Here is a 25,840-nt window from a genome sequence, read left to right as displayed (position 1 = left end):
GAGTAATTTTAAATGATTTTTGCAGCAATATTGGCAGGCGGAATTGGTTCAAGAATGGGTGGAACCGACACTCCTAAACAGTTTTTAACCTTAGGAAACAAGCCTGTTATAATTCATACAATTGAAAAATTTGTTATTAATGAAGATATTGATAAAACTATTGTATTAACACCTAAAAACTTTATAAATCATACTAATAGTTTGATTGAACAGTACATTGGCAAAAACGATGACATCATTGTCATTGAAGGTGGACAGACCAGAAACGACACATTGATGAACAGTATCAAGTATATTGAAGAAAATTTTGGAATCGATGATGATTCAATAATTCTCACACATGACTCCGTACGTCCATTCGTCACCCATAGAATCATTAAGGACAATATTGAAGCTGCAAGAAGATATGGGGCATGCGACACTGTCATTCCCGCAACAGATACTATTGTTGAAAGCGTCAATGGCACAACAATCGAAAGCATCCCCGTGAGGGATTATTATTATCAAGGCCAAACTCCACAGAGCTTCAATATAAAGAAACTTTTCAATTTAATCAATAGTTTAACAGAAGCTGAAGCCAGTATACTGACAGATGCATGCAAAATCTTCACACTTAAAGATGAGGATGTATATCTAGTCAATGGTGAAGTCACAAATATCAAGATTACATACCCCTATGACTTGAAGTTAGCAAATACAATACTTGAGGATAAAAATGATTAATATCGTATACAGACTGAAATCTCCCAAATTCTTCGAGGAGTCAATTGATGAAATTGATTTGGATGGTGTCATAGTAAGGCCATTATACCTGTCAATCTGCCAAGCGGACCAAAGGTATTATCAGGGCTCAAGGCCAGCTGAGGTTCTCGAAAGGAAACTGCCAATGGCATTGATACATGAGGGAATCGGTGAGGTCATCCATGACGACTCAGGAGAGTTCAAGGCCGGTGATAAGGTTGTTATGATTCCAAACACCCCAACAGGAGATGACGTTTGCAGGGCAAATTATTCATACAAGTCAAAATTCAGGGGAAGCGGTTTCGATGGATTCACATCCGATTTGATTAAGCTGGACTCTGACAGGGTTGTCATGATTCCTGAGGACTTCGACCCTTACGTGTCAGCATTCATTGAATTGATTTCCGTTGCTTACCAGGGCATTTCAAAGTTCTCAGAAATTGCAATAACTCCAAAGGACACATTAGGCGTTTGGGGAGATGGAAACCTAGGTTTCATCACCACATTGCTTTTAAAGGAGAAATTCCCGGAATCCAGAATAATCGCATTCGGAAAGCATCTGGAAAACCTAAACCTGTTCTCATTTGCAGATGAGATTTACCAGATTCATAACGTTCCTGATGATTTGAAAATAGATCATGCTTTTGAATGCGTTGGTTCAAGCGCATCACAGTCAGCCATTGAGCAAATCATTGATCTGATCAATCCGCAAGGAACAATAAACCTCTTTGGCGTCAGCGAATATCCGATACCAATCAATACTCGTATGGTGCTGGAGAAGGGATTGACAATCCAGGGAAACAGCCGATCCGAAAGGGAAGATTTCATTGGTGTTGTCGAGACCCTCAAACAAAATCCTCAATTGTTTGAAAATCTAGAGAAGCTCATTACAAACGTTTGTGAAATAAACTCATTGAATGACTTGAAAGAGGCATTCGATAAGGATTATATTTCACAGTTTGGAAAAACCATCCTTAAATGGAACAAATAATCAGGTTACATATCTATTGAGTATTTTCAGTGATTCCACTCTATAATACATCCTGTCCTTTTTTTCACACATTTCAGGAAGCATTTCAACGATTCTTATATCCTCACTGTCAAGTGGCTGTTTTGATTTTATTTTCTCATTTATTATGTCGAGGATTATCCTGCACGGATCCTCCTGTGAGCAGTACAGCTTGATTGTGAAATCTGCCTTTGACTTGATGGGCAACTCCTTGACGTAAACGTCAATGTTTTTTGGACATATTATGTAGATTGAAATTTTCTTGTGGTGTTTTTCATATAAACTTTCTGCAAATCCGACATATTTGGCCAGTTCAACCTCATCAAAGTCATTTATTTGGAATTCCAGATCTATGAACTCCCCATCTTCGGTTGTGAAAATCTCGCCACCAGGATACACATCATCGTCAAGCATCCTTACGTCTTCGGGTGTGCGGCATTTAATCTTTCTTTTGTCCTTGAACGTTTTCCTAATCAGTTCTTTTCTTAATTCTAAATATTCTTCATTCATACTTTTAACCTTCTAAAATTTAATTTGTATTTTGTATATTGGTATTAATTGTTTATAAAATGGTTAGTTATAAATTAAAGCAATATTCATCGTTTAAATCAATTTTAAAAGGAGATATGAATTTTTCATTTTCAATGTTTAATTGATTGTGTATGAAAAATAGGGTTTAAGGGTTATAAATTGAAAAATTCATCGCAATTTTCACAATAATAATTGTACTCGCTGCTGCAACAGTTTCCGATTATTACAGGATTGTCCAGGGATTCAATGGCAAGCTCTTCGTTAGGCTTTCCATGAAATACCTTAACCAATTCCCGCTCACAATAAGGGCACTTCATATATTTTAATATATGTTGAATTTTAAATATTAATATTAGGTGTTAATTATGATGATTAATTTAGGAGCGGAATTCGGCTCTCATTTAGAATCCAGTGAAGATGCAACAGAATTAATCGATATTTTGAATAAGATTCCAAAGGATGATTTCATAATTGATTTCAAAGAGGTAATATTTGTTACAATGAATTTTGCACAGGCATATTACACTGCCAAGTATGACTCCGATAAGAGAATTTCCGAAATCAACTTATCCGATGAGGTTAGTGTTGTTATGGGTGCGGCCGATGAAGCGTGCAATCCATAATATTTTTCTCTTTTTTCCAGATTTTAACAATTGATATAAGCAAAATATTAAATTAACTAAAATATAAAATAATAATATTTGAGATTGGCATAAATATTATTCCAATATATTTCAATTTTATTTATTGCATTTGGCAATTTCACAATATTGCAAATGAATTTTAAAAAGGTGTTTAAGTGAGTGAACAAAAATTAGAAGTATTCAATGTTTTAAATTTTTTAAACAACGGTTATGAACTTGAGGATATTTTAAACGAAGGTCAATTCGGAACTTTCTCATCAGCTGAAGAATGCATTAACTATTTGGTTGATGAGGGCTATCTCAAAGGGGATGTGGATGTAACCGCCAATGTTGAAATAACTGCAGAGTATATTTCCAAGAAATATATCGTTTCCGAGCTAAAGGACATATTGAGGGAAAACGGTTTAAAGGTTTCAGGAAAAAAACAGGAATTGGTGGAAAGGGTCTTGCCTCTATTGAAGGAAGTAAAAGATGCAAGCAATTTGGACATATCCGCTAGCGCTGACAAATCCTATGACAATCTGGAGTTAACCGATAAGGCTCTTGAATTTTTAAAGGAAAATGAATGGATAGACCTTTACATGTTTGCTCTCGTCCAGTTCCGTTTCACTGATTTTGAAACCTTTGTGGAAGGATCAAGCGAAGGCATGATTCAGACCGCCCACAATTTCTGTGATGAAATCATCTCAAGGGCATTGGTCAACAATCAGTTTGTAGTCTTCAGGCTCGCATTGTCCGCAAAGGCACATGTTTTTGCCTATGACGGCGATTATGAATCATTCCTTGATTATGACCTGCAGCATTTCATACTTGGATTGAATCCTATATCATTAACCTCAGAGGAATATGCGTCCTATGTTATAATTGATGAGGCAAACATCATCAATTTAAGAAATGTTTTGGAAAAACTGAAAATGGGCAGTTTAAAGAAAAGGTTTGACAACATCTGGAACAAGTCCCATATCAAAAACACAACAGTTCCTAAGAAGACCTGTTTTAAATTATTGAGAAGAGCTCTCGACGGCGCTGACATTGAGGAGTTGAACTTTGACGTCAGGGAGAAGTTCTTCAATAAGAAATTCGGTATACAATAATGAAGCCCAAAGTTGCAGGAATAGTCCTTTTGATAGGTAGTCTGTACTATCTCATAGCTGAAGCCATTTCCGCAACTTTTTTCAACGCTTCCATTTTCAATACTTATGTTTTCCACACCATTTCAGAACTGGGAATTCCCAACGGCAACTCACCACTGTTTTGGCTAATGAATTCCGCATTTATCCTGATAGGATTGGCATTGCTTTTTGCTGTTTTCTACAAATTTAAAGATTTCATTGTCAAAAATAACATTATAATTTCTATTTTTACATTTATAACCTCTATTGGGGTCATTGTCGTTGGTTTGATTCATGGCGGAAACCCATTAACCCTCGGTTATCATGCAATGGGTGCAGTTATGGCAATTCTGGGAGGTAACATTCTCCTGGTGCTGATTTCAAGATCCATGGAGGATTTTGGAAAATATCAAAAGGCCACACTGATTTTGGGGATAATCGGTCTGGCCGCATTTTGGATTATGTTTTTCAGCATGGGCAGCATCTACATGCCAGTCTATGAGAGGCTTTCGGTTTACCCATTGATTGTGTGGAGTTTCTTGACAGGAATTTTTCTTCTTTTAAATAACAATTCTCATTAATTATTTTATACTTTAGTGTAATTGTCAATGTTTTATTGAACCAATTTTTTAATATTATTCATTCAATGACAATAAAGTTATTTCTTAACTGTTAATATGTAGATTCAATTGAAAAAATTTAAATACTTCCATGATTAAGTATTTTTTAAGGTGATATTATGGCAAACTTAGATAAAGAAACTGAAGAAAAAATCTTAGAAATTGTCGAAAAATACCAAAAAGAAAACACAAAACTTCTAAACTACCTAATAACCGATGATGAGATTACCTTTTTCTCACCAATCGCAAACGGTAGTGAAATAACCGCAAGTGACTTGCAGAAAGTGGCAGAAATTTTAGACGGATCATTTGAAGGAATGGAAATCGTCAATCAGGAATACAGATTCAAATTTAAAATGGGCATCTAAATGCTCATTTACTCATTTTTTAGATATTTTTGAGTGAGCTTGCACTCGCTCATGCATTTTGTGCAGCCAAGGCCCGCCTTATACTGGTCGATTATATACTCAGCACAGGTCTCAATGTCTATGAGGTCCTCACGATTTAACCGGTCGTTCCATTTTTGAGGGTTTATCGCATTTACCGGACATGCGTCCTGGCAATTTGTGCAATCATCACACTCTGAATCGGTAATTGGGGTTCCGAATTCAAGAGGCATGTCGGTTAGGATGGCTCCGAGGGCAACCGCAGACCCGTATTCCGGTGTAACAAATAGTGCGGACCTGCCAATCCAGCCAAGCCCTGACTTGGTGGCAATGGTCTTATACGGAAGTATGCTGAGCAATTTTTCCATGTCGCATTCGTTCCGTTTCATTGTGAGGGCAAATGCATTGTAACCCAAATCCTTAATGTATCTTTCACCTTTATGGGATATTTTGGTCAATTGTCCTATCTGGTAGTGAAAAGACTTCCAGTAGGCCTCATAATCCTCCTCATAAAGATATTCGATGGTCTCCCTTGGAAGCTTTAAAACAAGACTGATTCCATTGGGTAAATCTATCAAATCACTGGCCAGCCCGTCAATATCTGCAAAACCGACCTTGCTGGCGCCCAAGCTCATCAAGTAATTTTTAATTTCATTCATCTCAGACATAATAATGATTATATTTTAAAGATATTTAAATTGTATAGCAATGGATTTTTTACTTAAACACTTATAAACAATTAAATTAAATATTAATTGTAGTGATAAAATGAAAGATATTGATGTTTTAATTGAAGCTTTACCATACATTAAAAAGTTTCATGATAAAAAGATTTTAATTAAATATGGCGGACACGCGATGGTAGATGATGAAGCGAAGTCCTCCACAGCTCGCGATACAGTATTACTCAAATATGTAGGAATGAAACCATTAATCGTACATGGTGGAGGTCCAGAAATTTCAAGATCAATGGATAAGCTAGGAAAAGAACCAAAATTCATCAAAGGATTGAGAGTGACAGATGAAGAAACCATGGAAATCATTGAAATGGTATTGGTTGGTAAAATATCTACAGAAATCGTATCAGAACTCATTAAACATGATGGTGAGGCAATAAGCCTATCCGGAAAGGACTCCAGCCTAATATTTGCACATAAAAAAGGAGCAAGTAAAATCGATGAGGAAATTGTTGATTTGGGGCTTGTTGGAGAAGTCGACTGTGTAAATACCGACCTGCTTGAAATGTTCATTGAGAATGATTACATTCCAGTGATATCTCCTGTAGGTATCGATGAGGATGGAAACAGTCTGAATCTAAATGCGGATACTGCTGCGGGTGAGGTTGCAAGTGCAATCGATGCTGAAAAATTAATCATATTGACAGACGTTCCAGGCGTTTTAAGAGATCCTAACGATCCTGATTCCCTGATTCAAAAAATCCGTATTTCAGAAGTTCCAAAACTAATTGAAGATGGCGTTATTTCAGGCGGAATGATTCCAAAAATAGAAACCTGTGTTAAAGCTATCGAAAACGGTGTTAAGTCATGTCACATTATTGACGGACGTAAAAAACACTCATTGCTTTTAGAAATCTTCACAACTGATGGAATTGGAACAATGATTTTTGAATAGAGATTATTAATCTTTATTCTAAATTTTACTTTTTTTAGATTTTAAACATGGTTCTCAATTCTCTTCTAAGCAATTTCCAGCCATTCACCCTTGGAAGTTCATCAAGAGCAAATATCTTTTTCGGAACCTTGTATCTTGAGAGATTCTCACGGGCATAACTGATTAATCCCTCATCGTCAGACTCATTTTCCCAAACGACTGCAGCAACAGGTATTTCTCCCCTGTGGCAATCATTGATACTAAAAATAGCTATTTCCTTAACTGCAGGATATTTTATTAGGACCTCTTCCACTTCTGTTGGATAGATTTTCCATCCGCTCATCACTATCATGTCCTTTTTCCTGTCAGTGATGAATAAACGGTTATCCTCATCAAGATATCCGATATCTCCTGTTAAAAACCATCCGTCATCTAGAAATGCTGATTTGGTTTTTTCCTCATTGCCCCAATATCCTTTTGCAACTGCAGGGCCTCTAAGTGCAATTTCACCCTGTTCATATTCAGGCAATGTCTTGTTGGAGTCATCCTCATCAACGATTTTCACTTCTGAAAAGCAAACCGGATGGCCGACACTTTCAAAACGATCCGCTTCACGATAGTCTTCAGGCCTTATGACTGTTCCGGTTCCTATCACGATTGTTTCGGATAATCCATAAGCGTTGATAATCGGAATTCTATATGTTTGGTGGAAATCCTTCCATATCTTCTTATGCAGTGGTCCTCCACCGGAAATGATTTCACGGACTGTTTTCAATTGTTTTTGGGCATTGATTGTGGTTAGGGAATGTATCACTGGGGGCATTCCTGTCAAAACAGTCACTTTTTCGTTTTCACATAAGTCCAGGTATTCATCCAAATTAAACTGTTCGATTAAAATGTAATAGGCAGCGGCCCTGAGTGCGGCTATTGCCCATGACAGTCCAACGTGAGCCATCGGATAAATGCCAAGGAACACGTCATCCTGTTTTAGGGTCAGAACATCACATTCATTGTGTATTGCTGTGAAATAGTTTCCATGGGTTAGCATAGCTCCTTTTGGCTTTCCGGTTGTTCCTGAAGTGTATTGGAGCTGGCATAAGTCATCCCAATCGGTATTCTCAGCAGGCAACACTTCACAGTTCTTGTATTGGGAAATATTTTTTGGTATGTAAGTGCCAATATCAAGGGTTGGGGCTTCATCATCGGTTATCATCAATATTGCTTTTGCGTCGTCAATGATGTATTCGAGTTCGCTAACTGTCATTACCCTATTTGTCGGAATGGCTATTGCACCTATTCTCCAGATTGCAAAAAGTGATAATAGGTATTCCTCTGAGTTTTTCAGGTATATTAAAACACGGTCTCCTTTGTTTATTCCCAAATCTTTCAATTGTCTTGCGATTTCGGAAACTATTGATAGGAGCTCTTCGGAATTGTATTTAGCCCCGGTTGTTGGGTTGTATAATACGTTCTTATCCAATCTTTTTGAATTCGCATCTAAAAAAGTGGTAATGTTTAGCATTTAAATTAACTCCTTAACGATGGCTTTGGTAACTTCCATGGTACTTGCATCCCCTCCAAGGTCGGGGGTTCTAATCTTGCAGTCTGCAATGACCTTTTCGACTGAATTTCTGATGTTGTTTGAAATCTCCCATTCTCCCAGATAATCGAGCATCATTGCGGCGGAAAGTATCATTGAACATGGATTTGCAATATTCTTGCCTGCAATGTCCGGAGCTGAACCGTGTACAGGTTCAAATAAACCGTTATGATCGCCGATATTTCCGGAAGGTGCTAATCCGAGTCCTCCAACGAGTCCGGCACTTTCATCAGATAATATGTCCCCAAAGAGGTTGGTTGACACTATGACATCGAAATTTTGTGGTTGGGTAATTAAATACATCGCCATCGCATCCACATAATAGTCCTCGGTCTGGATTTGAGGGTAATCTTTTGCAACTTTGTAGAAACTTTCCGTGAATACTCCGTCTGTTTTTTTCAGAACATTGCTTTTGTGAACGCATGTGACCTTGCTTTGGCCTCTTTTGATGCATAGGTTAAATGCAGCTTTTGAGATTCTCTCGGAGGCATGTCTTGTAATCACTCTTTCCGCTATCATCTTGTCGCAGTCGCCGTATTCGTTTTGTGAATATAGGCCTTCTGTGTTTTCGCGCACTATGACAAAATCAATGTCGTCATGTATGCAGTTCACTCCCTTATAGGATTTTATCGGCCTTATGTTCGCATATACGTTTAGCGCCTTTCTCAGATTTATAATCGGACTTGGTTCGCCGGGTGTTGATGTTGATGCTCCGAAAAGCACTGCATCACTCTTATTGGCTATTCTGATTGTCTCTTCAGGCAATGTGGTCCCGTTATTGTTGAAACATTCAAAGCCTGCTTCACCATATTCAAAACTGAATTCCAAATCTAGCTTGTCAAGCAGGTATTCACAGGCTGACATTACTTCTTGACCTATTCCGTCTCCACTTATTATTGCAAGATTATACATTTAATTACCTTAAAATTTTCGTATATTAATTATTTGACATTCATGTATATATGCAATTTTGTTTTTGATTTCAAATTTTGTTCGTATGGTATCGAAATACTTTTATATGTAGAAAGTTAATATTATATTAATTACATAAATAAGGTTATATCCTTATTGAATTTGTGAGGGATTAAAATGGAAAGAAGCATTGATGAATTAATCGAATTATTAAATGATAAAGATGACTTTGTTGTTGAAGATGCAGTTGGTGAATTAGAATTAAGGGCTGATGAAGCACTTGATCCATTAATTGATGCATTATCCAGCAGGAAAAAAAGTATTAGATTACATGCTGCTACATTATTGGGTGCAATAAATGACCCTAAAGCCATTCCTGCTTTAGTTGACACCCTACACGACAATAACAAATTGGTAAGAAGAGAAGCATCCACCGCATTATCCCGTATGGGCGAACCTGCCGTTGATCCATTAATTGAAACTTTAGACGATGAAGACTGGAGAGTAAGGGGAGCAGCTGCATGGGCACTCGGAAACCTTGGTGATGAAAAAGCCATTCCGGCACTTGAAAAATTGCTTGACGATGAAAGCGGTTTCGTAAAACAAGGTGCACAAAGCGCAATAAACTCAATTAAGAAATAAATCCTTTATTTCTTTAATTTCTTTTTTTTACTATTATTTTTACTCATTCTTTAAAACAAGGGTTTTGCCAATCATTTCAATCAAAATCTTGTTTATCGGGTTTTTCAGTGACAATGGATGTTCTTTTTGATAGTCCATTCCAAATGGAAGAACCCTGAAACTGGACATGCACTGGTCAGTTGACCTTAGCGCAAAATAAGCCTTATAATGTCCATCAATGATGTTGACCATAAGACCCACGTCATCGGTACGGCCGGGACTTGCGATGCCCTCTTCGGCATAAACCCTGAATTTTTTAATCTCATCGGCGGTGATTAGAGCATATTCCACCATATATTCATATTCATCCTCATCAAGGTCATAATCATCGTATTCGATTATTTCACTGCACTTATCATCCGGGATAAACAGATTTGATGCGCAGTAAGCCAGTGAGATGTAGATTCCCTCATGGTCAAGGGCCTTTGAGATGATGTCAAAGTACAGGTTGTCCAGAGGCATGGACTTGTTCATGTCGCCGAAGATTTCAGGAACGATGTGTGTCAGCCCTCCCTCTTCAATGACTGTACAGTAGAAGTGCTTTTCACCGAGATATCCTGCTGTCGCTGCCTTTTCGATTGTCATTTTGATGTCGATGTTGTCTGCGTCTTCTATTTTTTCAGCTATTTTCAGTGCATCACTATCACTAATCATTTCAATCCCCTTCTAAAATCTCAAAAATCCCGTCAATGGTGTTTGTAACCTTAAACAGTTCTTCCTGCTTGTATAGAAATCCTTTTTTACCCATTTCATCAATCATTTCAATCATCTTGTCAAAGAAATGGTCAATGTTGAAAACGATTATCGGCTTGTCGTGTTGCTTAAGCTTTTTCAGGGTTATTATTTCAAAAAATTCATCCAGTGTGCCGATTCCTCCGGGAGAGATTATGAATGCGTCGGAATTCTCTAAAAAGCCCACCTTTCTCTCATCCATTGAGTCAACATAGATGAATTCGGTAGAACTGTCACACAATGGTTCAAAGTTGCCAATCCACTCGGGAGCTATACCAATTGACTTTCCGCCATTGTCATGAACTCCTCTCATGCAGGCGCCCATCATTCCGGTGTCGCCTCCACCGAAGACCAGCGTATGATTTTCCTCGGCCATTCTGCAGCCTAACCTGTAAGCCTCATCAGTGTATGCCTCATCGATTTTTCTGCTTCCTGACCCATATAAACAAATATTCATCAAATCACCCTAGATGTCTGGTGTCTGCTCGGCCAGGCATAGGTGACAGATTGCATTAGGATTATCCTTTTGATTTCCCTTAACCGGGCAGTAAAATTCGCCGTTTCTCTCTTCAACAAATAAGCTTCCTGGAAATTCGCTTCCCACAGGATGGATTGGTTCCTCTAAAATAAAAGTGGTGTATAATGATGTAATGACATAGATCAATGGGAATTTATTGGACTTGTCGTTTGGTCTACTTTCCTTTTCAAAGGTCCTTTCAAGCAGTGGAAAAGAGGTGTTAAATAGGTCCTTGTCAATTGGAACATCCTCATAGTCATCAAATTCCTTGACTTCATTCATGCGCATTATAAAGTATTTAATGTAAATCTTCAGGAATTTTTCACGGTAATTCTTTTGAACGTATTCCCCATCCTTTCTCATATACGCTGTAGCCATCATTAGATCCTGAACTGAAATAATGCGAGCATATCTTTTAAGTATTTCCATTATCTCGTCTTTTGTTATTTCCTCATTTGAGGACAATTCCTCCAGTTCGATTAAGATGTCTTCAGATTTCATGATGTTATATTTAAATTTTTTAAACTATATACTTTAACAAAAAATTATTTATTTAGCTTAATCAATACAAATATTAAGGTAGATTTATATGGCGGAAAATTTCATAGTGATTTCAAAAGAGGACATTGAAAATGTCGAAAATGCTTTAAAAGTTAACTCTGACTATAAGTTAAAAAACACTAAATTCAACACTAAAACATTTGAAAAAGGTCAGGACATTGTCCTGATTCAGTATGTCGCCAATGTCGAAAACGAGTTGGTGTTCCAGACTAAAGAAGAGAACGGCAAATATTACATTTCTGAAACTTTTGATTTGTTCATGGATAATATTATAAACGGCAATGTATCACGTGATGTTTTCCAATCTGTTAGCAGCTATTTTTATGATGTTATCGAAAATGAAGACAATGACTTTGAGGATGAGAAGGAAGAGTTGATTAACTTTTTACTGTTAACTGAAGAATATCATGAAGAGGATCTCATCGTTGATTTGGATTCATCCAAAATCCGTGATGACTATAAAAAGGATTACAACATGATATATTCCGATGAATCATTAAACAGGGTTCAAAAGAGTCTTGCCTTAAAGGAATTGGTTCACATGTCCATCTGCCAGGTTGTCAATGAACTCGATTTGTTTTTCACAAGGCCGTCCAATTTGACTCCTGAGGAAAATGCCGAAAAGAATCGTCAGGAAGCTAAGGCATTGGAAAATGAATTGCAGTTAAGCTAATATTTAAGTAATATCAAACTCATAATTATTATTAAAGAATTATAATCCGCTGATTACATGATAACTATTACTAGAAATGAAGAAGTTGTTTTAAATCAAATCAAAATATATTCCATGGAATATCCTCAAGGGGTTCCTGTCAATGTTTTAAGAAAGGAATTGGGCTTTCATGAGTATGATTTGGTTCAGATTCTAGAAGAGCTTCAGGAAAAGGATTTGATAGTTTTTAAGGATAACAAGGCCACCTTATCAGATAGTGAAAAGGAAATCAACACTGTCAATTCCAAAAAGGATGTTGAAGAGTTGGAATTGGACAGAAAAGAGAAGGCAGCCTATGAAATGATTAAAGAATTAGTGGATGATAAAAATCTTATTTCTAAATATACCTTGGAAGGGCATTTGTTATATGGGGATTTGGAAATCAGTAATTTCAGGATGTACCACATAATATTGTCTCTTCAGAATAAAGGGCTTTTAAAATCAATTGTTAAGGACGACGGAGAATATTACTTCCTCGTTGAATAATATTTTTTACATTTTTTTTATGATTTTAAGTAATATTATTTTACAAGTTAATCATAATATTTATATAACTAAAAAAGTATAATATAATTTAAATATTAAATTGTGATGTGTTTATAATGATGAGAATAAGTATGTCATTACCTAAAAAATTATTGTCTGATTTTGATGAAGTATTGAAGGAAAGGGGATATCAGTCCCGTTCAAAAGGAATTCGTGATGCACTTCAAGATTACATTGTTAGATACCAATGGATGAACTCCATGGAAGGACAAAGAATTGGTATCATAACCATTATCTATGACCACCATTACACAGGAGTAATGGAAAACCTAGCAGAGATTCAACACAGTTTCAGAAATGAAATCAATACAAGCATGCACATTCACATGACAGACAAATACTGTATGGAAATTGTCGTTGTAAATGGGGACATTGCTGAAATCCGTGATTTGACTGAAAGAATCATGAGACTCAAAGGTGTTGAACACGTAAAACTAACAAGTACTGCTAATGGGGAAGATTTTAAGGAACCTGGCTATGAACATGGCCATGATCACCACCATCATTAAATCTTCTTTCATCTCTTCTTTTTTTCAACATGAAATTCAAGACCACTCCCTATCAATCAGATTTGCTAAAGGATACCGGTAGGTTATCTGTTTTTTACCAGGCCATTCAGGAATACGATTCCGATAGAGATTTGGCATATGATCTGGGTTGTGGCAGTGGAATCTTGTCCTATTTTCTCGCAGATAAGTTTAAGGAAATCATCTCTATAGAAATGGATAAAAAGACTTACGGCTGTGCAAAGGAAAACCTATCTGACTTTGAAAACATTCAGGTAATAAACAGTGATGTCCGGGATTATGATTTCGAGAAAAAGGCTGATTTGATTGTTTGTGAAATGCTTGACACAGCATTGATTGATGAGGAGGAAATCCCCGTTTTAAATCATGCAAAGGAATTTCTAAAGGAAAACGGCAGGATAATACCCCAGGGAATAATCAACGCAGTGGAGCTTGCATGTCTTGAAAGGGATTATGTTCATTGGGATGAGGAAGTAAACTATGAAATACTTTCAGATGAGACAATCTTTTCTGAATTGGACTTTCTAGATGATATCGAGCCTGAATTTAAAGCGACATTGAAACTGAAGGCAACAAAGGACGGCTTGTTAAACGGATTGAAAATCACCACCTACACAAAACTCAACGACAATATAATCGCCGGACCCATGCCAATGCTAAACCCTCCCTTACTAATCCCATTGGAAGAACGGCAAGTAAAGGTAAATGACTTTATACAGGTAGAACTAAAATATATAATGGGAAATGGAATTGAAAGTATTGAAACAAGATACTTGTAGGTGAAAGGCGTGTCTTTTGAAACTCAATTAAAAGATTTTTTAACCGATTTTGAAAAATTAATTATACTTGGGGTCGGCAATGAGCTCAAAAGCGATGACGGGATTGGACCGTTTATTATAAGCAGATTAAAAAAGGAAAACGTTGAAAATGACAATCTGCTGTTGATAGATGCCCAAACTGTGCCTGAAAACTTCACTGGAAAAATCAGAAAGGAAAATCCAACTCACATCATAATAGTTGATGCATGCTTGATGAATTCCAATCCTGGTGACATGCAAATAGTCGATAAGGACGATTTTGCAAGCATAGGAATTTCAACACATTCAATGTCCCTGTCATTCTTTGTGAAATATTTGGAACAGGGCACTGATTTCAAAATAATATTTGTTGGAATAGAGCCGAAAACCATGGATTGGGGAAATGCGCCAACTCCTAACGTTCAAAAGGCGGCTGATGAATTTATAAAAACTTTAAAAGGGATAGTATTATGAAATTATTATTTATTGGTTCAAGATTATACGATGATATCGACTGGTTTGTCAAAAGCAAAGATGTAGAAAGTGTGCTAACAGAATCCAATGAGGATGCAATTAATCTGGACTTGCCAGACCAGGTTTTCATTGTTCCTAGAGGAATGGATGGTCCAAAACAAGTTGCATTGATGCAGAATGTCGATGCTATCGTGCCTTTGATAGGCATTGACCCGCCATTAATCGATGTCGCACACATGAAGGAAGAAATGGAAGAGGAATATGGAATCCCGGTCATTGCAGCAGGTGTTCGTGCAGTCGAATTGACTTCCAACAAGATCAGAACAAAAGAGTTTTACAAAGAAATAGGTGTTGTCACTCCAGATTACCAGATTTTAAACAGTCCAGATGAGTTGTCACTCGATTTCCCGGTTGTCCTAAAACAGGGAGAAGGACAGGGCGGAAAGGATATCAAGATAGCAAGATCCATCGAGGATGTTCAGGATTACTTCAACGATTTTGACCAGGCGTTATGTGAGGAGTTCATTGAAGGTTCTGAAATCTCAATAGAGGTATTGGGATTCGATGGCGAATACGTTGCCCTGCCTCCAATCTATAAGGGCGAAACAACCCTGGAAGGAACCCATCCATTAAATAAAACAAAAACAGGACCTTGCATGGTTGAAGGCCTTGATAATAATCTTGTACAGCACACCGCTTATAAGGTTGCTAAGAATTTGGATTCAGACGGTATTTTTGAAATGGATTTCATGTATTCAGCCAAAAAGGACCAGCTATATGCCATTGAAGTCAACACCAGACCAAATGGAACAAGGTATCTGACCACAGCAACTTGCGGCATCAATTCACTATGCGAATTGGTCAATATGGCAATTGGCGATTTTTCACTTTCCAACATTTCAGACAGGTTGGAATACCACTATTCAACTGAGATTCCAATCGGCAATTATGAGGGGCCAAGCCCTAATGAACCGGTCAAATCATTTGATTATAATGACTTTGTGGTTCATGGTCCGGAAGGTTATCAAAGAATCACTGCAAGGGCGGATTCAAGGGATGAATTGGATAATCTGCTTGATAAATTACTGTAAAAATCTGTGTTATAAGTTATAATTATATAGTATTACCAATATATATTGTAATAATCTAGAAGATTTATTGCGTGGTAATATGAATAATACAGATATGTTAATCCTTTTTTTAATAACATTATTTGCCGCAATATTCTTTACATGGTATGTTAAAAGAATATTGTTAAAAGCAAGGATTGCTGATAATCCTATAGTTAGTGAACATAGACATAAAAGCGGTACTCCAACAATGGGAGGTATTGCATTCTTATTTACAATTTCATTAGTTATAGCACTGTACTATCAAAACACCCCAATTCTCATAGTCTCCTTCATAATGCTTGCAGGAGGTATTGTGGGATTGGTCGATGATCTTATAGGTCTTAAGGTTAAAGAAATCCAGAAGATTGTTGTCAACACTTCAAATGAAACAATCACATTGGGAAGATTGGACGTTGAACCGAATGAAGAGGTTCGCGTTGCAACTCCAAAGGCAAAGGCGGAAGTCGATGGCCTGCTTAAGGAAGGTAAGGTTGAAGTAATTGGAGAGGTTCCAATCAAAACAGAACCTGAAGAGCTTGAAAAGATTATCTGTCAAATCGTTTTAGGAATATTTTTAGGATTAACAGGCGCAGTTACAACATTAGGAGGATTTACATTAGGATGGATGGCTATCCCAGTTGTGGTCATAGCGATTCTAGGTTGTATCAATTCAGTAAATCTTATAGATGGGATGGATGGTTTAGCGGCAGGAATTGTTGGAATCGCATCAATTTTCTGTTGTGTATATGGTTATTTATTCGGACCAGCAACAATTATTCCTCCATTTTCAATTTTAGCGGCTTTGTGCTTAGGATTTTTAGTATTTAATAAGTATCCGGCATCAATATTTATGGGAGATACTGGATCATTCGTATTGGGTACAGGATATGCCGCAGCGGTATTGGTATGTGACATTCCATACTTTGGAGTTCTTGCATTGGGAGTGCCGATAATTTCAGTCGTCGTTAGCCTGCTGCACAGGGCACACATTATCAAGTTGCCGGTTGAACCGTTACATCACACATTAAATCATTATGGTATGTCTGAAACTAAAATTGTACTTAGTTACTGGGGGGCTACTTTATTATTATGTATAATCGGAATACTTGCTAAGATGTACGTATTCTAAATTCCTATTTTTACGGTGATAAAATGAATATTCAAGATTTGGCTAATTCTATTAATGGAAAACTCGTTGGAAATGATGAATTTTTCTCCATCGATGGATTTACAGGCAAAATTACTTTTTTAAATGACGCTCACACAGGAGATATTGTTATAAGAGAATCAATCGACCCGGCAGGGGTTGAAATAGCGTTCAATAAGAATATCGCATGCCTCATCACACCGGACCCTAAGGAAGGAACCGTTGAGGCGGCAGAGCGCTTGAACTTTCCATTAATAATTATTGATGATATAGAAACAGCAAAAGAGTATGTATCCAAAATGGCAGAAGAGGAAAAATCAAAAGAACATGTCGGACTGGTTAAGAAGGTTGAAGAAAAGATTATAGGAGATGAATCCTTCTCAATTGGAGGAATAACAGAAAAGATCTCTTCCATAGGAAGCAATTTGACCCATGTCATCGACAGTTCGTATGAGGAAAAGCTGACTGACATAAACGATTTGGCGGAAGCTGTGGAAGGAAAGCTTGTTGGTAATGATGAATTCTTCTCCATTGACGGATTTACCGGCAAATTCACATTTTTAAACAATGCGCATACTGGAGACATTGTCATAAGGCATTGGATTAACGGTGCTGGGGTTGAAATGGCATTCAATAAGAACATCGCATGTCTTATTACACAAACCCCTAAGGAGGATGCCGTGGAAGTTGCAGAAAAACTCAACTTCCCATTGATAATCACAGACAAGATTGAGCTTGCAAACGCATATGCGCTTTCCCACACAATTGAAAAGTATTCTCCGGATTCAACAAACGTTGTAATAACAGGAACCAACGGAAAGTCAACAACTTCACATTTAATATATCATATCCTAAACAATGCGGGACATCACGTCCTCACAAACACTGACAGCGAGTCAGAATTCAACACCCTAATTGACCCTATGGTGTCCAAACTAATCTCAGATGAGGTCACAGAAAACGGGGCGCTTGACTACCTGGTCATTGAGGTTTCAGAAGTTCAGGGCTGGCTGGACAAGCTAATGAAAAACCATGCTGCATTGATGAGTGAGGCTGCCAATCCGAAAGTTGGAGTCATAACAAACATTGCAATGGACCATATAGGTCTTGTCAATTCAATTGAAGATGTATTTGATGAGATAAAGGCCGTTCCTGAAGCCATTGGCGATGGGGTGACCATATTGAATCATGATGATGAGCTGGTGATGAAGCTCGATGCCAAAAACCCGTTCTACACTTCAATGTCCCCATTGGATGAGGAAAATGCAGTCTGTTTTGATGGCGAAAACATAATTTATAACAATGATTCAATCTTAACAATCGATGAGCTGCCGTTCAAGGGCAATCATTTCATACAGAATATATTGTCAGCTATTGGAGCATGCATTTCACTGGGCATTGATTTGGAGGTCATTGTCGAAGGGGTCAAATCATATAAGGCCCTAAACAGACGTTTTGCAAAATTAAGTGAAGATCCATTGATTTATGATGATTTTGCACACAATCCTGATGGAATAAAAGCGACAATTTCAGAAACTCTAAAACTGCTTCCTGAAAATCAGAAGTTGCATGTTGCATGTGCAATCAGGGGTTCAAGAGGAGTAGAAATCAACCAACTGAATGTAGATGCCCTGGTTGAGTCAATGACCGACGATATGGTTCTGTACCTGTCCTCAAGCAATGATGTCGTCAATGATTTGAACTTTGTCGAGGACGATGAGAGGGAAGTGTTCTTCAATACATTAAACAGGAATAACATTGACTACACCCATTTTGACAATTTAAGCGATTGCCTTAATGAGGTTTGCAGCAAAGCCGATATAAATGACATCATTCTATTGATTGGTGCTCAGGGAATGGACCCTGCTGAGTCACTTTTGAAAGACATAAAATAAATTTAAATATCATATTAATTTAATATAATAAATGTATAGTTTTATTCATTCGAATAAATATGGATACTAAGAGGAAATAAACATGTTTATAAAGATTAGGAGAGACACATTAATAATTTTATTATTGGCGTTTATTTTAATTCTTTGTGGTCGTTTAATCACTTATGTTGCATTCGCATCTTCTGATGATATAAATGACGGCATTCCAATCTCTGGTGTAATCATTAAAGGAAATGACATTGTTCCGGTAGATACTATTAGATATAATGTTATGCAAGCCGGTTTCAGAGATGGTAGTGTGATTTATGATGATATTCTAAAGACTTCTAAAAGAGAGGTCTCGCTGCAGGATGCGATACAAACGGCGCAGGAATTTGCAACACGTTCAACAGTTCCTGGTACATCTGTTCAACCAATTACCGCTGCAGATGTTCAGGTTGATAAAAATACAGGTGTAGTGACAGTAACAGTCATTGAAGATTTCTCATCTGTAGAATTGGAAAATAAAACGAAAGGAGTGAGTGGATGAAGTTTAAAAAGTTCCATGCACTACTTGTTTTCCTAATAATATTCTTGATGACAATGAGTAGCGTTGCAGCTACTTGTAACATTATTGTTATTACAGACCCGTCAGGCAGCGACCCGAACGGTGCAGCTGCAGGAAGTATGTCTTTTGCAGAAAACATGTTCCAGTCCACATTCCTGATGTCTAAGAACAATCATTTTGCCGTACTCTCAGGGGGTACCGGTAGTTCAGACACTAGGCTGGATTCCATTGTTGATGCTGTTGCAAATTTAGAGAATAATGCATCAGCGGCTTCCGCCGCTTCCATTGCTTCCCAATATAAGGGTGCTCGTCTGGTAGTTGGAGGACCTAACATTGGTGCTGCAATTGGAGGATCTTTCAATGCTTATGTAATTACCGTGGATGATGCAAGTAATCAGATTAAGGTTACCCCATACAGCAGTGGCGTTGCCACATTACAACCTGGTCAAAAAGGAGCTATCATTCACTTGAGGAACACTGCAGGAAACCCATTATACGGTACTGCGGATTCCGTAAGAAAAGAAACTGCAATGAATATTGGAAAAATGATTAGGGATGGATATTCCGCTACCACAATCTTATCAGAAGCTATGGGTGAAGTAGCTCGTGATTCTGGTGAAAGGTACGGTGGTGGAGGTGTAAACCTAATTTCAGGAATTTCCACTGACGACATGTTCACACCTACTGACATGAACCAGACAGGATATCCGATGGACGAGGAGTATTCCAAAGTCTGTGATGACTGTGGTTGGGCTATGGGTTATCCGGCCGCCGAAAGCTATGACAGGTGTCCAGTCTGCGGATCAGAATTAAGGGTAGTTTATGCATATGAGGCTTTAGGTTCCGCTTTGACAGTCAGTTCAAATGCGGTAAGTGTTTCAGTCTATGGTACGGATAAGCCGGGTGTTGCTTCCACTACACAGGAAATTGTTGAGGCTTCTGTTGCCAAATACGGTTATGATTCATCTGCAATTGCTGGTTCAATTAACAGGGCTATCAATAACGGTCTTTTAATGGGCGTTGACCATGTTGAGCCTAAGGACCTGAATGTAAAGCAAGGTTCCAAGGCTGTGGGTGTTTACTACAATGCGCTTCCTGGTGACAGGTCAGCTCCTGCATGGGACTTGCCTATTGATGGAAATATCCTAAACATTTTGGGCAGTATCCAAACGGCTGTCGGTATTATTCTGATTCTTCTTGTAGTATTCAGAAGCAGATTGTTAAAATCTTTCCAAAATAGGTGACTATCACCTATATATTTTATTTTTATGTGATTATTATGGCTTTAATTTTAATTAGAGGAGAGAATAACTCAAAGTTGCTCAGTGCAATTTCCGATTTGGAACGCCATGGAAACTTGAATTTAATATCCTCACCAAAATCAGTTGACCCTAATTTCGCCGACAATTTGGTTGAAGGCATTTTAAATTCCGAGCTTAAAACAAAATCCAATGTTGCAACAGCCTTTTTTGTAAGGGAGGACACAACATTAAGCATCATGCAAGTTAAAAAGATTCATCCTCCGGCTCACGTGGTTGTTGTCAGCGATGAGTATGGTGCCTATTCCAAACTTGAGTATGTTCTCAACAAGGCTGATGATTTCGGTGAATATCATCCTGCTAAAGCGATTAATGATGGTATGATCGATTATAAAATAGATAAAAAGGAAAGGCACATTAAAAATGATAAGTTAAATAGCTATTTGAAATAGCTATTTCCTTTTGATTTTCATTATGTTGCCCAGTGTTCTTTCTCCAGATGAACTGTTAATGAACTGATTCAGGTCAACGTTGTCGACTTTTTCCAGAAGCTTAATGTTCAATGCCTTTTCGAGTTTTTTTGTAAGTTTTGTGTCTGGGGTCATTTTTCCGGTTTCTATCCTTGTGATTACTGAAACCCTTTCGTTGATTTTTCTGCCCAGGTCTTCACGGGACCAGTCCTTGGCTTCCCTGGCTTTTCTCACTTCAAAGCTGAAATCTTCTATGAGCTCTTCGCTTGGCTCGTCGTTTCTGGAGTAGTTTCTTTTTCTGGTGTTTGCAGGCTTTTTGCCTTTGTTCTGTTTTACATATTTAGGTTTTGGAGGCGCTTTTTGTACTGTTCCCAGTTTTGAGCACTCTTTACAAACAACCATTACTGATCCTTCAATCTTTGCTCTTATAGGGTTGTTTTCAGGTACTGGTTTGCCACAAATTTCACATTCCATATTATTTGTCCTCCTCATTTTTCTAATTAAATATATATTAATAGTATTATATAATGATTGTTAGTATGGTTTAAAATGAATACCTTTAAATACTTTAAAGTTACTAATTGTTATTAAAGTAACATGTTGTTAAAATTTAACTAACTGGAGATGATTCACATGAATGATTTTGATGATTTGGAAAATTCTTCAAAAGAGCAATTAATTGAAAAAGTAGAATCCATGCAGGAAGAGATTGATTCTTTAAGAGAAGAAAAATCCAAAGCTAAAAGTAACTTAATGTGGAAAGTTAGGAAATTAGAAAAGGATAAGGTTCTAATTGAAAACGAGAAAATCAGATTAGAAAGAGAAGCTAAATCATTACGTTCAGAAGTAGACAGATTTAGGTCTCCACCTTTAGTAATCGCTACCATCACAGAAGTATTGGATGATCACAGAATGACTGTAAAAAGTAGCACCGGACCTAGTTTTCTAGTTAACTACTCAAAATTCTTAGATGAAAAATTATTGGTACCTGGTTCAAGGGTGGCCCTAAACCAACAGACATTCGGAATTGTTGAGGTATTGCCATCAGAAAAAGACGCAAACGTTTCAGGAATGGAAATTGAAACAAAACCAGATATCACTTACGATAAGATAGGAGGTTTGGAAGAGCAAATCAGGGAAGTCAAGGAAACCGTAGAGCTTCCATTGACCGAACCGGAATTGTTCGAGAAAGTGGGTATTGAACCGCCTAAGGGAATCCTGTTATACGGACCTCCTGGAACCGGTAAGACCCTGCTTGCAAAGGCTGTGGCAAATGAGACCAACGCAACATTCATCAAGATTGTAGCTTCCGAATTTGTCAAAAAATACATTGGTGAAGGAGCAAGACTCGTCCGTGAGGTCTTCGAGCTTGCCAAAGAGAAGGCACCTGCAATAATATTCATTGACGAATTGGATGCAGTTGCAGCCAAAAGGCTCAAAAGTTCCACCAGTGGGGACAGGGAAGTTCAAAGAACATTGATGCAGCTGTTAGCGGAACTTGACGGATTCGAGTCAAGAGGTGACATCGGTATCATCGGTGCAACCAACAGGCCGGATATTCTCGACCCTGCGCTTTTACGTCCTGGCCGTTTTGACAGGTTCATAGAAGTTCCACTTCCAAACATTGACGGAAGACGCGAAATACTCAAGATCCACACCAAAAACATGTCATTGGATGATGAGGCAGACGTCGACTTGCTTGCCGAGTTGACCGATGATCTGTCAGGTGCAGACCTTAAGGCGGTTTGTACTGAAGCAGGCATGTTTGCAATTCGTGAAAAACGTGATAAAATTACTGTAACCGACTTTATGGATGCTATCGATAAGGTCATGAGCAAATCCAAGGAAGACGAATTGTTCAAGACAGAAGCAGGTGTAATGTTCGGATAAAACTAATTGACAATAAGCCGATGATGAACCCTATGAGCTCTGATATGTGATGAATGATGGGCGAGCTGAGGCTTATTTTCATAATCTTTTTTTCTAAAACTTTATTTAAAATAAATTCTAATAGTATTAATTATGTTATTCGGTAATAATGATGATAATCTCAGAGACAGGGTCATTTATAAAACAAAACCCAATATGCTTTTAGGCTGTAAAAAAGCTATTTATGGAGTTATTTTATTAGTGATTATACTCTTCATTTCTCCAATGGTAATCAAGTTTATAGGGGAAATGCAGGTTTACCTAATCTCCCATATCAAGCTTTCATTGACCAGATACGCAGCCATTGCATTTTTTGTCATCATTCTTGTTGATGTAGTTTATATAATCTGGCAGCTTATCGGATGGTATTCCCTTGAATACACCTTGACCGACAGCAGGGTCATAATCAAGTCAGGAGTATTGTCCACCAAGAAGAACTATATGCCATACGCAACAATACAGGATGTCAACACTTCCCAAAGCATCGTTGCCAGAATGTTAAATGTCGGATCAGTCAGCCTGTACAGCGCCTATGATAACAATCAGATGGAACTCAAGAACATTTCCAAACCATCTGAGGTTGAGGAAATGATCTTTTCAAGAATGGTCGGGCAAAGGAGTTTCCAGGCTCCGCCACAAAGGGTTTCCCCTCAACAGCCAAACGCTTTTGAGAGAGATTTCCAGGATGATTATTTGGGAAGGAACGACTATTACGATGAGTATGAGCCAATCACACCAATAACCCATGAAAGCAATTCATATCCGAGAAGGGATTATGAGTATTATCCGGAAGATTTTGATAATATCGCCCCGCAGCGCCGTCACAGCTATGAATACGAACCGTACAATGACAGGTATGAGGGACCTTCAAACAATCATTCTCAAGACACCTATTATAATCAAGTAATGGACGAGTATTCATATAGCAATGACGATTACTATCAGGATAATGGATATGAAAGCCATTATAATAAAGGCGCCGATGAAGTTGATGAAATTGATGTGAATACAGACAGTTCACAGCAGGCCATTAGAAGACATTTTGACAAATTCAAAAGATAACATTGACTATTTTTAGGTGAATTAATGGAACTATTATGTATACAATCACAGGAACATCCTGAATTGCCTTTAGCTGAACTCAAAGCGGTAATGGAATGTGAAGATATCGATGCCGAAATAGAAAAGGTCACTGAAGGTTTGGTTATTTTAAAAGATATTCCTGATGATAAATTGGATGAATACTATGAGATTTTAACCAGAAGGCTGGGATACACTCATGAGGTGCATCAAATCCTTGCGAGGACAGACGTCGATAATCTGGATGAGGATGTTTCAAAAATAGACTGGGCGGAATGGATAGATGAAAACTTTGCCGTCAGGGTCAAGAGATTCAACTCACAGATTGACACAGTTGGAACAGAAAGGCATATAGGAACATTGATTCTGGATAACACCGAAAGAATAAGGGTCAACTTAAGCAAGCCAAAGTCATTGGTCAGAGTGGTTGCCCACCAGAATGATTTGTATGTGGCTATTGAAAAGATAAAACTAAACAAGAAACATTTTGAGGACAGCAAACCTCATAAAAGACCATTTTTCTATCCTGGATCCATGAATCCGAAACTGGCAAGATGCATGGTTAACCTGTCCAGGGTAAAAGCTGGCGAACTCTTGCTTGATCCGTTTTGCGGCACCGGAGGAATATTGATTGAGGCCGGACTGATAGGATGCAAGGTGGTGGGTTCTGATGTTTATTGGAAAATGAAAAACGGAACTGCAATCAACTTGGATTATTATGGAATTACAGATTACAGAACATTCCATTTGGATGTCCGTGAGCTTAAGATGTATGAAAAGGTGTCCAGTGTGGTTACCGATCCGCCTTATGGAATTTCAACATCAACTGGAGATGTTGATGGTGAGGGAATATTTGAGGAATTCTTCCATGCAATATATGATAATATGAGGGATGATGCATACCTCTGTATGGCTTCTCCACATTACATTGATTTAAAACCGATGGTTGACGAGGTCGGATTTAAGATTGTGGAACAATATGGCATTAAAATGCATAAAAGTTTAACCAGAATTATTTCCGTTATCCGAAAAAACTTGGATTAAGGGATACATTTATATACTACTTAGATATTTTTCAAATGTAAACGCTTTAAAAACCTTTAATTCTTTTTTATTTTATTATTTTTTTGAAAATATTTTTTTAAATCGATTTTTTAGATGTTTTAAAAATTTTTTTATAAATTTTTATTCAAAACGTTAATTACTGTGTAATAATTGATTTAATTTATTTTTGATAGATAATATAATTTTTGATTTCTTTATTTTAAATTTAATATTATTTTGCAATGTTTTTTAATTGACTTTGTTAATAAAATTTGTCTGCCTATAAGATGTGCTATGTGTTTTATGGCGATGACCTAAGTATCATTGTTTAATACAATTTTTACTATGATGGTTGCTTTCCGCATGTAGCTATACATTAGTGAGTACTTGAATTTTCTCAAGTATGATGTTGGTTTTGTAGTATGTGGTGAATTAGTTACAAACTAGTTTAGTGTAATACTCGTCTATATTTAGCGTACTTCATAATACTTTATACTTATTATGTCTGTTATGTGATTCAATTCTGTTTGATCCTGGCAGATGTTACTGCTATTGGGATTCGATTAAGCCATGCAAGTCGAACGAATTTAGATTCGTGGCGTACGGCTCAGTAACACGTGGATAACCTACCCTTAGGACCGGGA

Annotated in this window: 31 protein-coding genes and 1 rRNA gene; 23 read left to right on the top strand and 9 right to left on the bottom strand. The window is 37.5% G+C overall.

The window, feature by feature from the left end; translation table 11 throughout:
• The first annotated feature begins 12 nt into the window (after nt 1-12).
• A complete protein-coding gene (locus MBBTH_RS04570) occupies nt 13-723 on the top strand; it encodes an IspD/TarI family cytidylyltransferase (RefSeq protein WP_116591878.1) in 711 nt (236 codons plus the stop codon).
• A complete protein-coding gene (locus MBBTH_RS04565; RefSeq protein WP_116591877.1) occupies nt 716-1,732 on the top strand; it encodes an alcohol dehydrogenase catalytic domain-containing protein in 1,017 nt (338 codons plus the stop codon). The genes MBBTH_RS04570 and MBBTH_RS04565 overlap by 8 nt, the downstream gene beginning before the upstream one ends.
• Here MBBTH_RS04565 and MBBTH_RS04560 read toward each other — a convergent pair whose 3' ends face one another.
• Entirely contained in the window at nt 1,733-2,260 is a 528-nt protein-coding gene (locus MBBTH_RS04560; protein WP_116591876.1) for a hypothetical protein, read from the bottom strand.
• 173 nt (nt 2,261-2,433) lie between these two features.
• The gene (locus MBBTH_RS10890) at nt 2,434-2,571 is read right to left on the bottom strand and encodes a hypothetical protein (RefSeq protein WP_165814029.1); all 138 of its coding nucleotides are present in this window, start codon (nt 2,569-2,571) and stop codon (nt 2,434-2,436) included.
• Nucleotides 2,572-2,646: 75 nt separating this feature from the next.
• On the opposite strand from MBBTH_RS10890, the gene MBBTH_RS04555 reads away from it, so the two are divergent.
• The 4 genes from MBBTH_RS04555 (at nt 2,647) to MBBTH_RS04540 (ending at nt 5,025) form a co-directional block, all read left to right on the top strand.
• Entirely contained in the window at nt 2,647-2,904 is a 258-nt protein-coding gene (locus MBBTH_RS04555) for a hypothetical protein (RefSeq protein ID WP_116591875.1), read from the top strand.
• A 176-nt stretch (nt 2,905-3,080) separates the two neighbouring features.
• Nucleotides 3,081-4,019, top strand: a complete 939-nt coding sequence (locus tag MBBTH_RS04550; RefSeq protein WP_116591874.1) for an SAP domain-containing protein — start codon at nt 3,081-3,083, stop codon at nt 4,017-4,019.
• Entirely contained in the window at nt 4,019-4,618 is a 600-nt protein-coding gene (locus tag MBBTH_RS04545) for a DUF998 domain-containing protein (RefSeq protein WP_116591873.1), read from the top strand. The genes MBBTH_RS04550 and MBBTH_RS04545 overlap by 1 nt, the downstream gene beginning before the upstream one ends.
• A gap of 158 nt (nt 4,619-4,776) precedes the next feature.
• The gene (locus MBBTH_RS04540; protein WP_116591872.1) at nt 4,777-5,025 is read left to right on the top strand and encodes a hypothetical protein; all 249 of its coding nucleotides are present in this window, start codon (nt 4,777-4,779) and stop codon (nt 5,023-5,025) included.
• 8 nt (nt 5,026-5,033) lie between these two features.
• Here MBBTH_RS04540 and MBBTH_RS04535 read toward each other — a convergent pair whose 3' ends face one another.
• The gene (locus tag MBBTH_RS04535) at nt 5,034-5,702 is read right to left on the bottom strand and encodes a reductive dehalogenase domain-containing protein (RefSeq protein ID WP_165814028.1); all 669 of its coding nucleotides are present in this window, start codon (nt 5,700-5,702) and stop codon (nt 5,034-5,036) included.
• Between the two features lie 109 nt (nt 5,703-5,811).
• Between MBBTH_RS04535 and argB the strand changes: the two genes are divergently transcribed.
• Nucleotides 5,812-6,675 (top strand): acetylglutamate kinase, encoded by an 864-nt coding sequence (gene argB / locus MBBTH_RS04530; protein WP_116591870.1) that lies wholly within the window; start codon nt 5,812-5,814, stop codon nt 6,673-6,675.
• A gap of 34 nt (nt 6,676-6,709) precedes the next feature.
• Here the strand turns inward: argB and MBBTH_RS04525 are convergent, their stop codons facing one another.
• Nucleotides 6,710-8,176: a class I adenylate-forming enzyme family protein gene (locus tag MBBTH_RS04525; RefSeq protein ID WP_116591869.1), complete on the bottom strand. Its 1,467-nt coding sequence runs from the start codon at nt 8,174-8,176 to the stop codon at nt 6,710-6,712.
• Nucleotides 8,177-9,166, bottom strand: coding sequence for a homoisocitrate dehydrogenase (aksF, locus tag MBBTH_RS04520; protein WP_116591868.1), 990 nt, complete (start codon nt 9,164-9,166; stop codon nt 8,177-8,179). It abuts the gene before it with no gap.
• 177 nt (nt 9,167-9,343) lie between these two features.
• On the opposite strand from aksF, the gene MBBTH_RS04515 reads away from it, so the two are divergent.
• Nucleotides 9,344-9,808: a HEAT repeat domain-containing protein gene (locus tag MBBTH_RS04515; RefSeq protein WP_116591867.1), complete on the top strand. Its 465-nt coding sequence runs from the start codon at nt 9,344-9,346 to the stop codon at nt 9,806-9,808.
• 39 nt (nt 9,809-9,847) lie between these two features.
• On the opposite strand, the gene MBBTH_RS04510 is transcribed toward MBBTH_RS04515, so the two are convergent.
• The 3 genes from MBBTH_RS04510 to MBBTH_RS04500 are packed head-to-tail and all read right to left on the bottom strand — an operon-like array spanning nt 9,848 to nt 11,597.
• Nucleotides 9,848-10,501 carry a hypothetical protein gene (locus tag MBBTH_RS04510; protein ID WP_116591866.1) on the bottom strand — a complete coding sequence of 218 codons (654 nt, stop codon included), beginning with the start codon at nt 10,499-10,501 and terminating at the stop codon, nt 9,848-9,850.
• Nucleotide 10,502: 1 nt separating this feature from the next.
• Nucleotides 10,503-11,036 carry an LOG family protein gene (locus MBBTH_RS04505; protein ID WP_116591865.1) on the bottom strand — a complete coding sequence of 178 codons (534 nt, stop codon included), beginning with the start codon at nt 11,034-11,036 and terminating at the stop codon, nt 10,503-10,505.
• A 9-nt stretch (nt 11,037-11,045) separates the two neighbouring features.
• Nucleotides 11,046-11,597 (bottom strand): DUF2115 domain-containing protein, encoded by a 552-nt coding sequence (locus tag MBBTH_RS04500; protein ID WP_116591864.1) that lies wholly within the window; start codon nt 11,595-11,597, stop codon nt 11,046-11,048.
• 88 nt (nt 11,598-11,685) lie between these two features.
• On the opposite strand from MBBTH_RS04500, the gene MBBTH_RS04495 reads away from it, so the two are divergent.
• The 11 genes from MBBTH_RS04495 (at nt 11,686) to MBBTH_RS04445 (ending at nt 21,125) form a co-directional block, all read left to right on the top strand.
• A complete protein-coding gene (locus tag MBBTH_RS04495; protein WP_116591863.1) occupies nt 11,686-12,330 on the top strand; it encodes a hypothetical protein in 645 nt (214 codons plus the stop codon).
• 57 nt (nt 12,331-12,387) lie between these two features.
• Entirely contained in the window at nt 12,388-12,855 is a 468-nt protein-coding gene (locus tag MBBTH_RS04490; protein WP_116591862.1) for a hypothetical protein, read from the top strand.
• 116 nt (nt 12,856-12,971) lie between these two features.
• A complete protein-coding gene (gene nikR / locus MBBTH_RS04485; RefSeq protein WP_116591861.1) occupies nt 12,972-13,424 on the top strand; it encodes a nickel-responsive transcriptional regulator NikR in 453 nt (150 codons plus the stop codon).
• A 29-nt stretch (nt 13,425-13,453) separates the two neighbouring features.
• Nucleotides 13,454-14,221, top strand: coding sequence for a methyltransferase domain-containing protein (locus tag MBBTH_RS04480; protein WP_116591860.1), 768 nt, complete (start codon nt 13,454-13,456; stop codon nt 14,219-14,221).
• A gap of 9 nt (nt 14,222-14,230) precedes the next feature.
• Complete coding sequence (gene hycI / locus MBBTH_RS04475; protein ID WP_243409675.1) at nt 14,231-14,713, top strand: hydrogenase maturation peptidase HycI; 483 nt, start codon at nt 14,231-14,233, stop codon at nt 14,711-14,713.
• Nucleotides 14,710-15,804, top strand: coding sequence for an ATP-grasp domain-containing protein (locus MBBTH_RS04470; RefSeq protein ID WP_116591859.1), 1,095 nt, complete (start codon nt 14,710-14,712; stop codon nt 15,802-15,804). The genes hycI and MBBTH_RS04470 overlap by 4 nt, the downstream gene beginning before the upstream one ends.
• 67 nt (nt 15,805-15,871) lie before the next feature.
• The gene (locus MBBTH_RS04465) at nt 15,872-16,954 is read left to right on the top strand and encodes a glycosyltransferase family 4 protein (protein WP_116591858.1); all 1,083 of its coding nucleotides are present in this window, start codon (nt 15,872-15,874) and stop codon (nt 16,952-16,954) included.
• A gap of 488 nt (nt 16,955-17,442) precedes the next feature.
• A complete protein-coding gene (locus tag MBBTH_RS04460) occupies nt 17,443-18,867 on the top strand; it encodes a Mur ligase family protein (RefSeq protein ID WP_341476447.1) in 1,425 nt (474 codons plus the stop codon).
• Nucleotides 18,868-18,949: 82 nt separating this feature from the next.
• Complete coding sequence (locus tag MBBTH_RS04455; RefSeq protein ID WP_116591857.1) at nt 18,950-19,396, top strand: hypothetical protein; 447 nt, start codon at nt 18,950-18,952, stop codon at nt 19,394-19,396.
• A gap of 44 nt (nt 19,397-19,440) precedes the next feature.
• Nucleotides 19,441-20,658 (top strand): hypothetical protein, encoded by a 1,218-nt coding sequence (locus tag MBBTH_RS04450; protein WP_116592031.1) that lies wholly within the window; start codon nt 19,441-19,443, stop codon nt 20,656-20,658.
• A 35-nt stretch (nt 20,659-20,693) separates the two neighbouring features.
• Nucleotides 20,694-21,125: a DUF356 domain-containing protein gene (locus MBBTH_RS04445; RefSeq protein ID WP_116591856.1), complete on the top strand. Its 432-nt coding sequence runs from the start codon at nt 20,694-20,696 to the stop codon at nt 21,123-21,125.
• On the opposite strand, the gene MBBTH_RS04440 is transcribed toward MBBTH_RS04445, so the two are convergent.
• Nucleotides 21,126-21,617 (bottom strand): multiprotein bridging factor aMBF1, encoded by a 492-nt coding sequence (locus MBBTH_RS04440; protein ID WP_116591855.1) that lies wholly within the window; start codon nt 21,615-21,617, stop codon nt 21,126-21,128.
• Between the two features lie 222 nt (nt 21,618-21,839).
• Here MBBTH_RS04440 and MBBTH_RS04435 point away from each other — a divergent pair, with 222 nt between their 5' ends.
• The 4 genes from MBBTH_RS04435 to MBBTH_RS04420 all read left to right on the top strand — a co-directional run.
• Nucleotides 21,840-23,033, top strand: a complete 1,194-nt coding sequence (locus MBBTH_RS04435) for a proteasome-activating nucleotidase (protein ID WP_394340196.1) — start codon at nt 21,840-21,842, stop codon at nt 23,031-23,033.
• Between the two features lie 132 nt (nt 23,034-23,165).
• Nucleotides 23,166-24,134: a PH domain-containing protein gene (locus tag MBBTH_RS04430; protein ID WP_116591853.1), complete on the top strand. Its 969-nt coding sequence runs from the start codon at nt 23,166-23,168 to the stop codon at nt 24,132-24,134.
• Nucleotides 24,135-24,158: 24 nt separating this feature from the next.
• A complete protein-coding gene (locus MBBTH_RS04425) occupies nt 24,159-25,196 on the top strand; it encodes a TIGR01177 family methyltransferase (protein ID WP_116591852.1) in 1,038 nt (345 codons plus the stop codon).
• Nucleotides 25,197-25,716: 520 nt separating this feature from the next.
• Nucleotides 25,717-25,840: ribosomal RNA gene (locus tag MBBTH_RS04420) — 16S ribosomal RNA — on the top strand; the annotation flags it as partial.

Source organism: Methanobrevibacter thaueri (assembly GCF_003111625.1).
Lineage (GTDB): Archaea > Methanobacteriota > Methanobacteria > Methanobacteriales > Methanobacteriaceae > Methanocatella > Methanocatella thaueri.
This window is presented reverse-complemented; position numbering and strand designations above follow the sequence as displayed.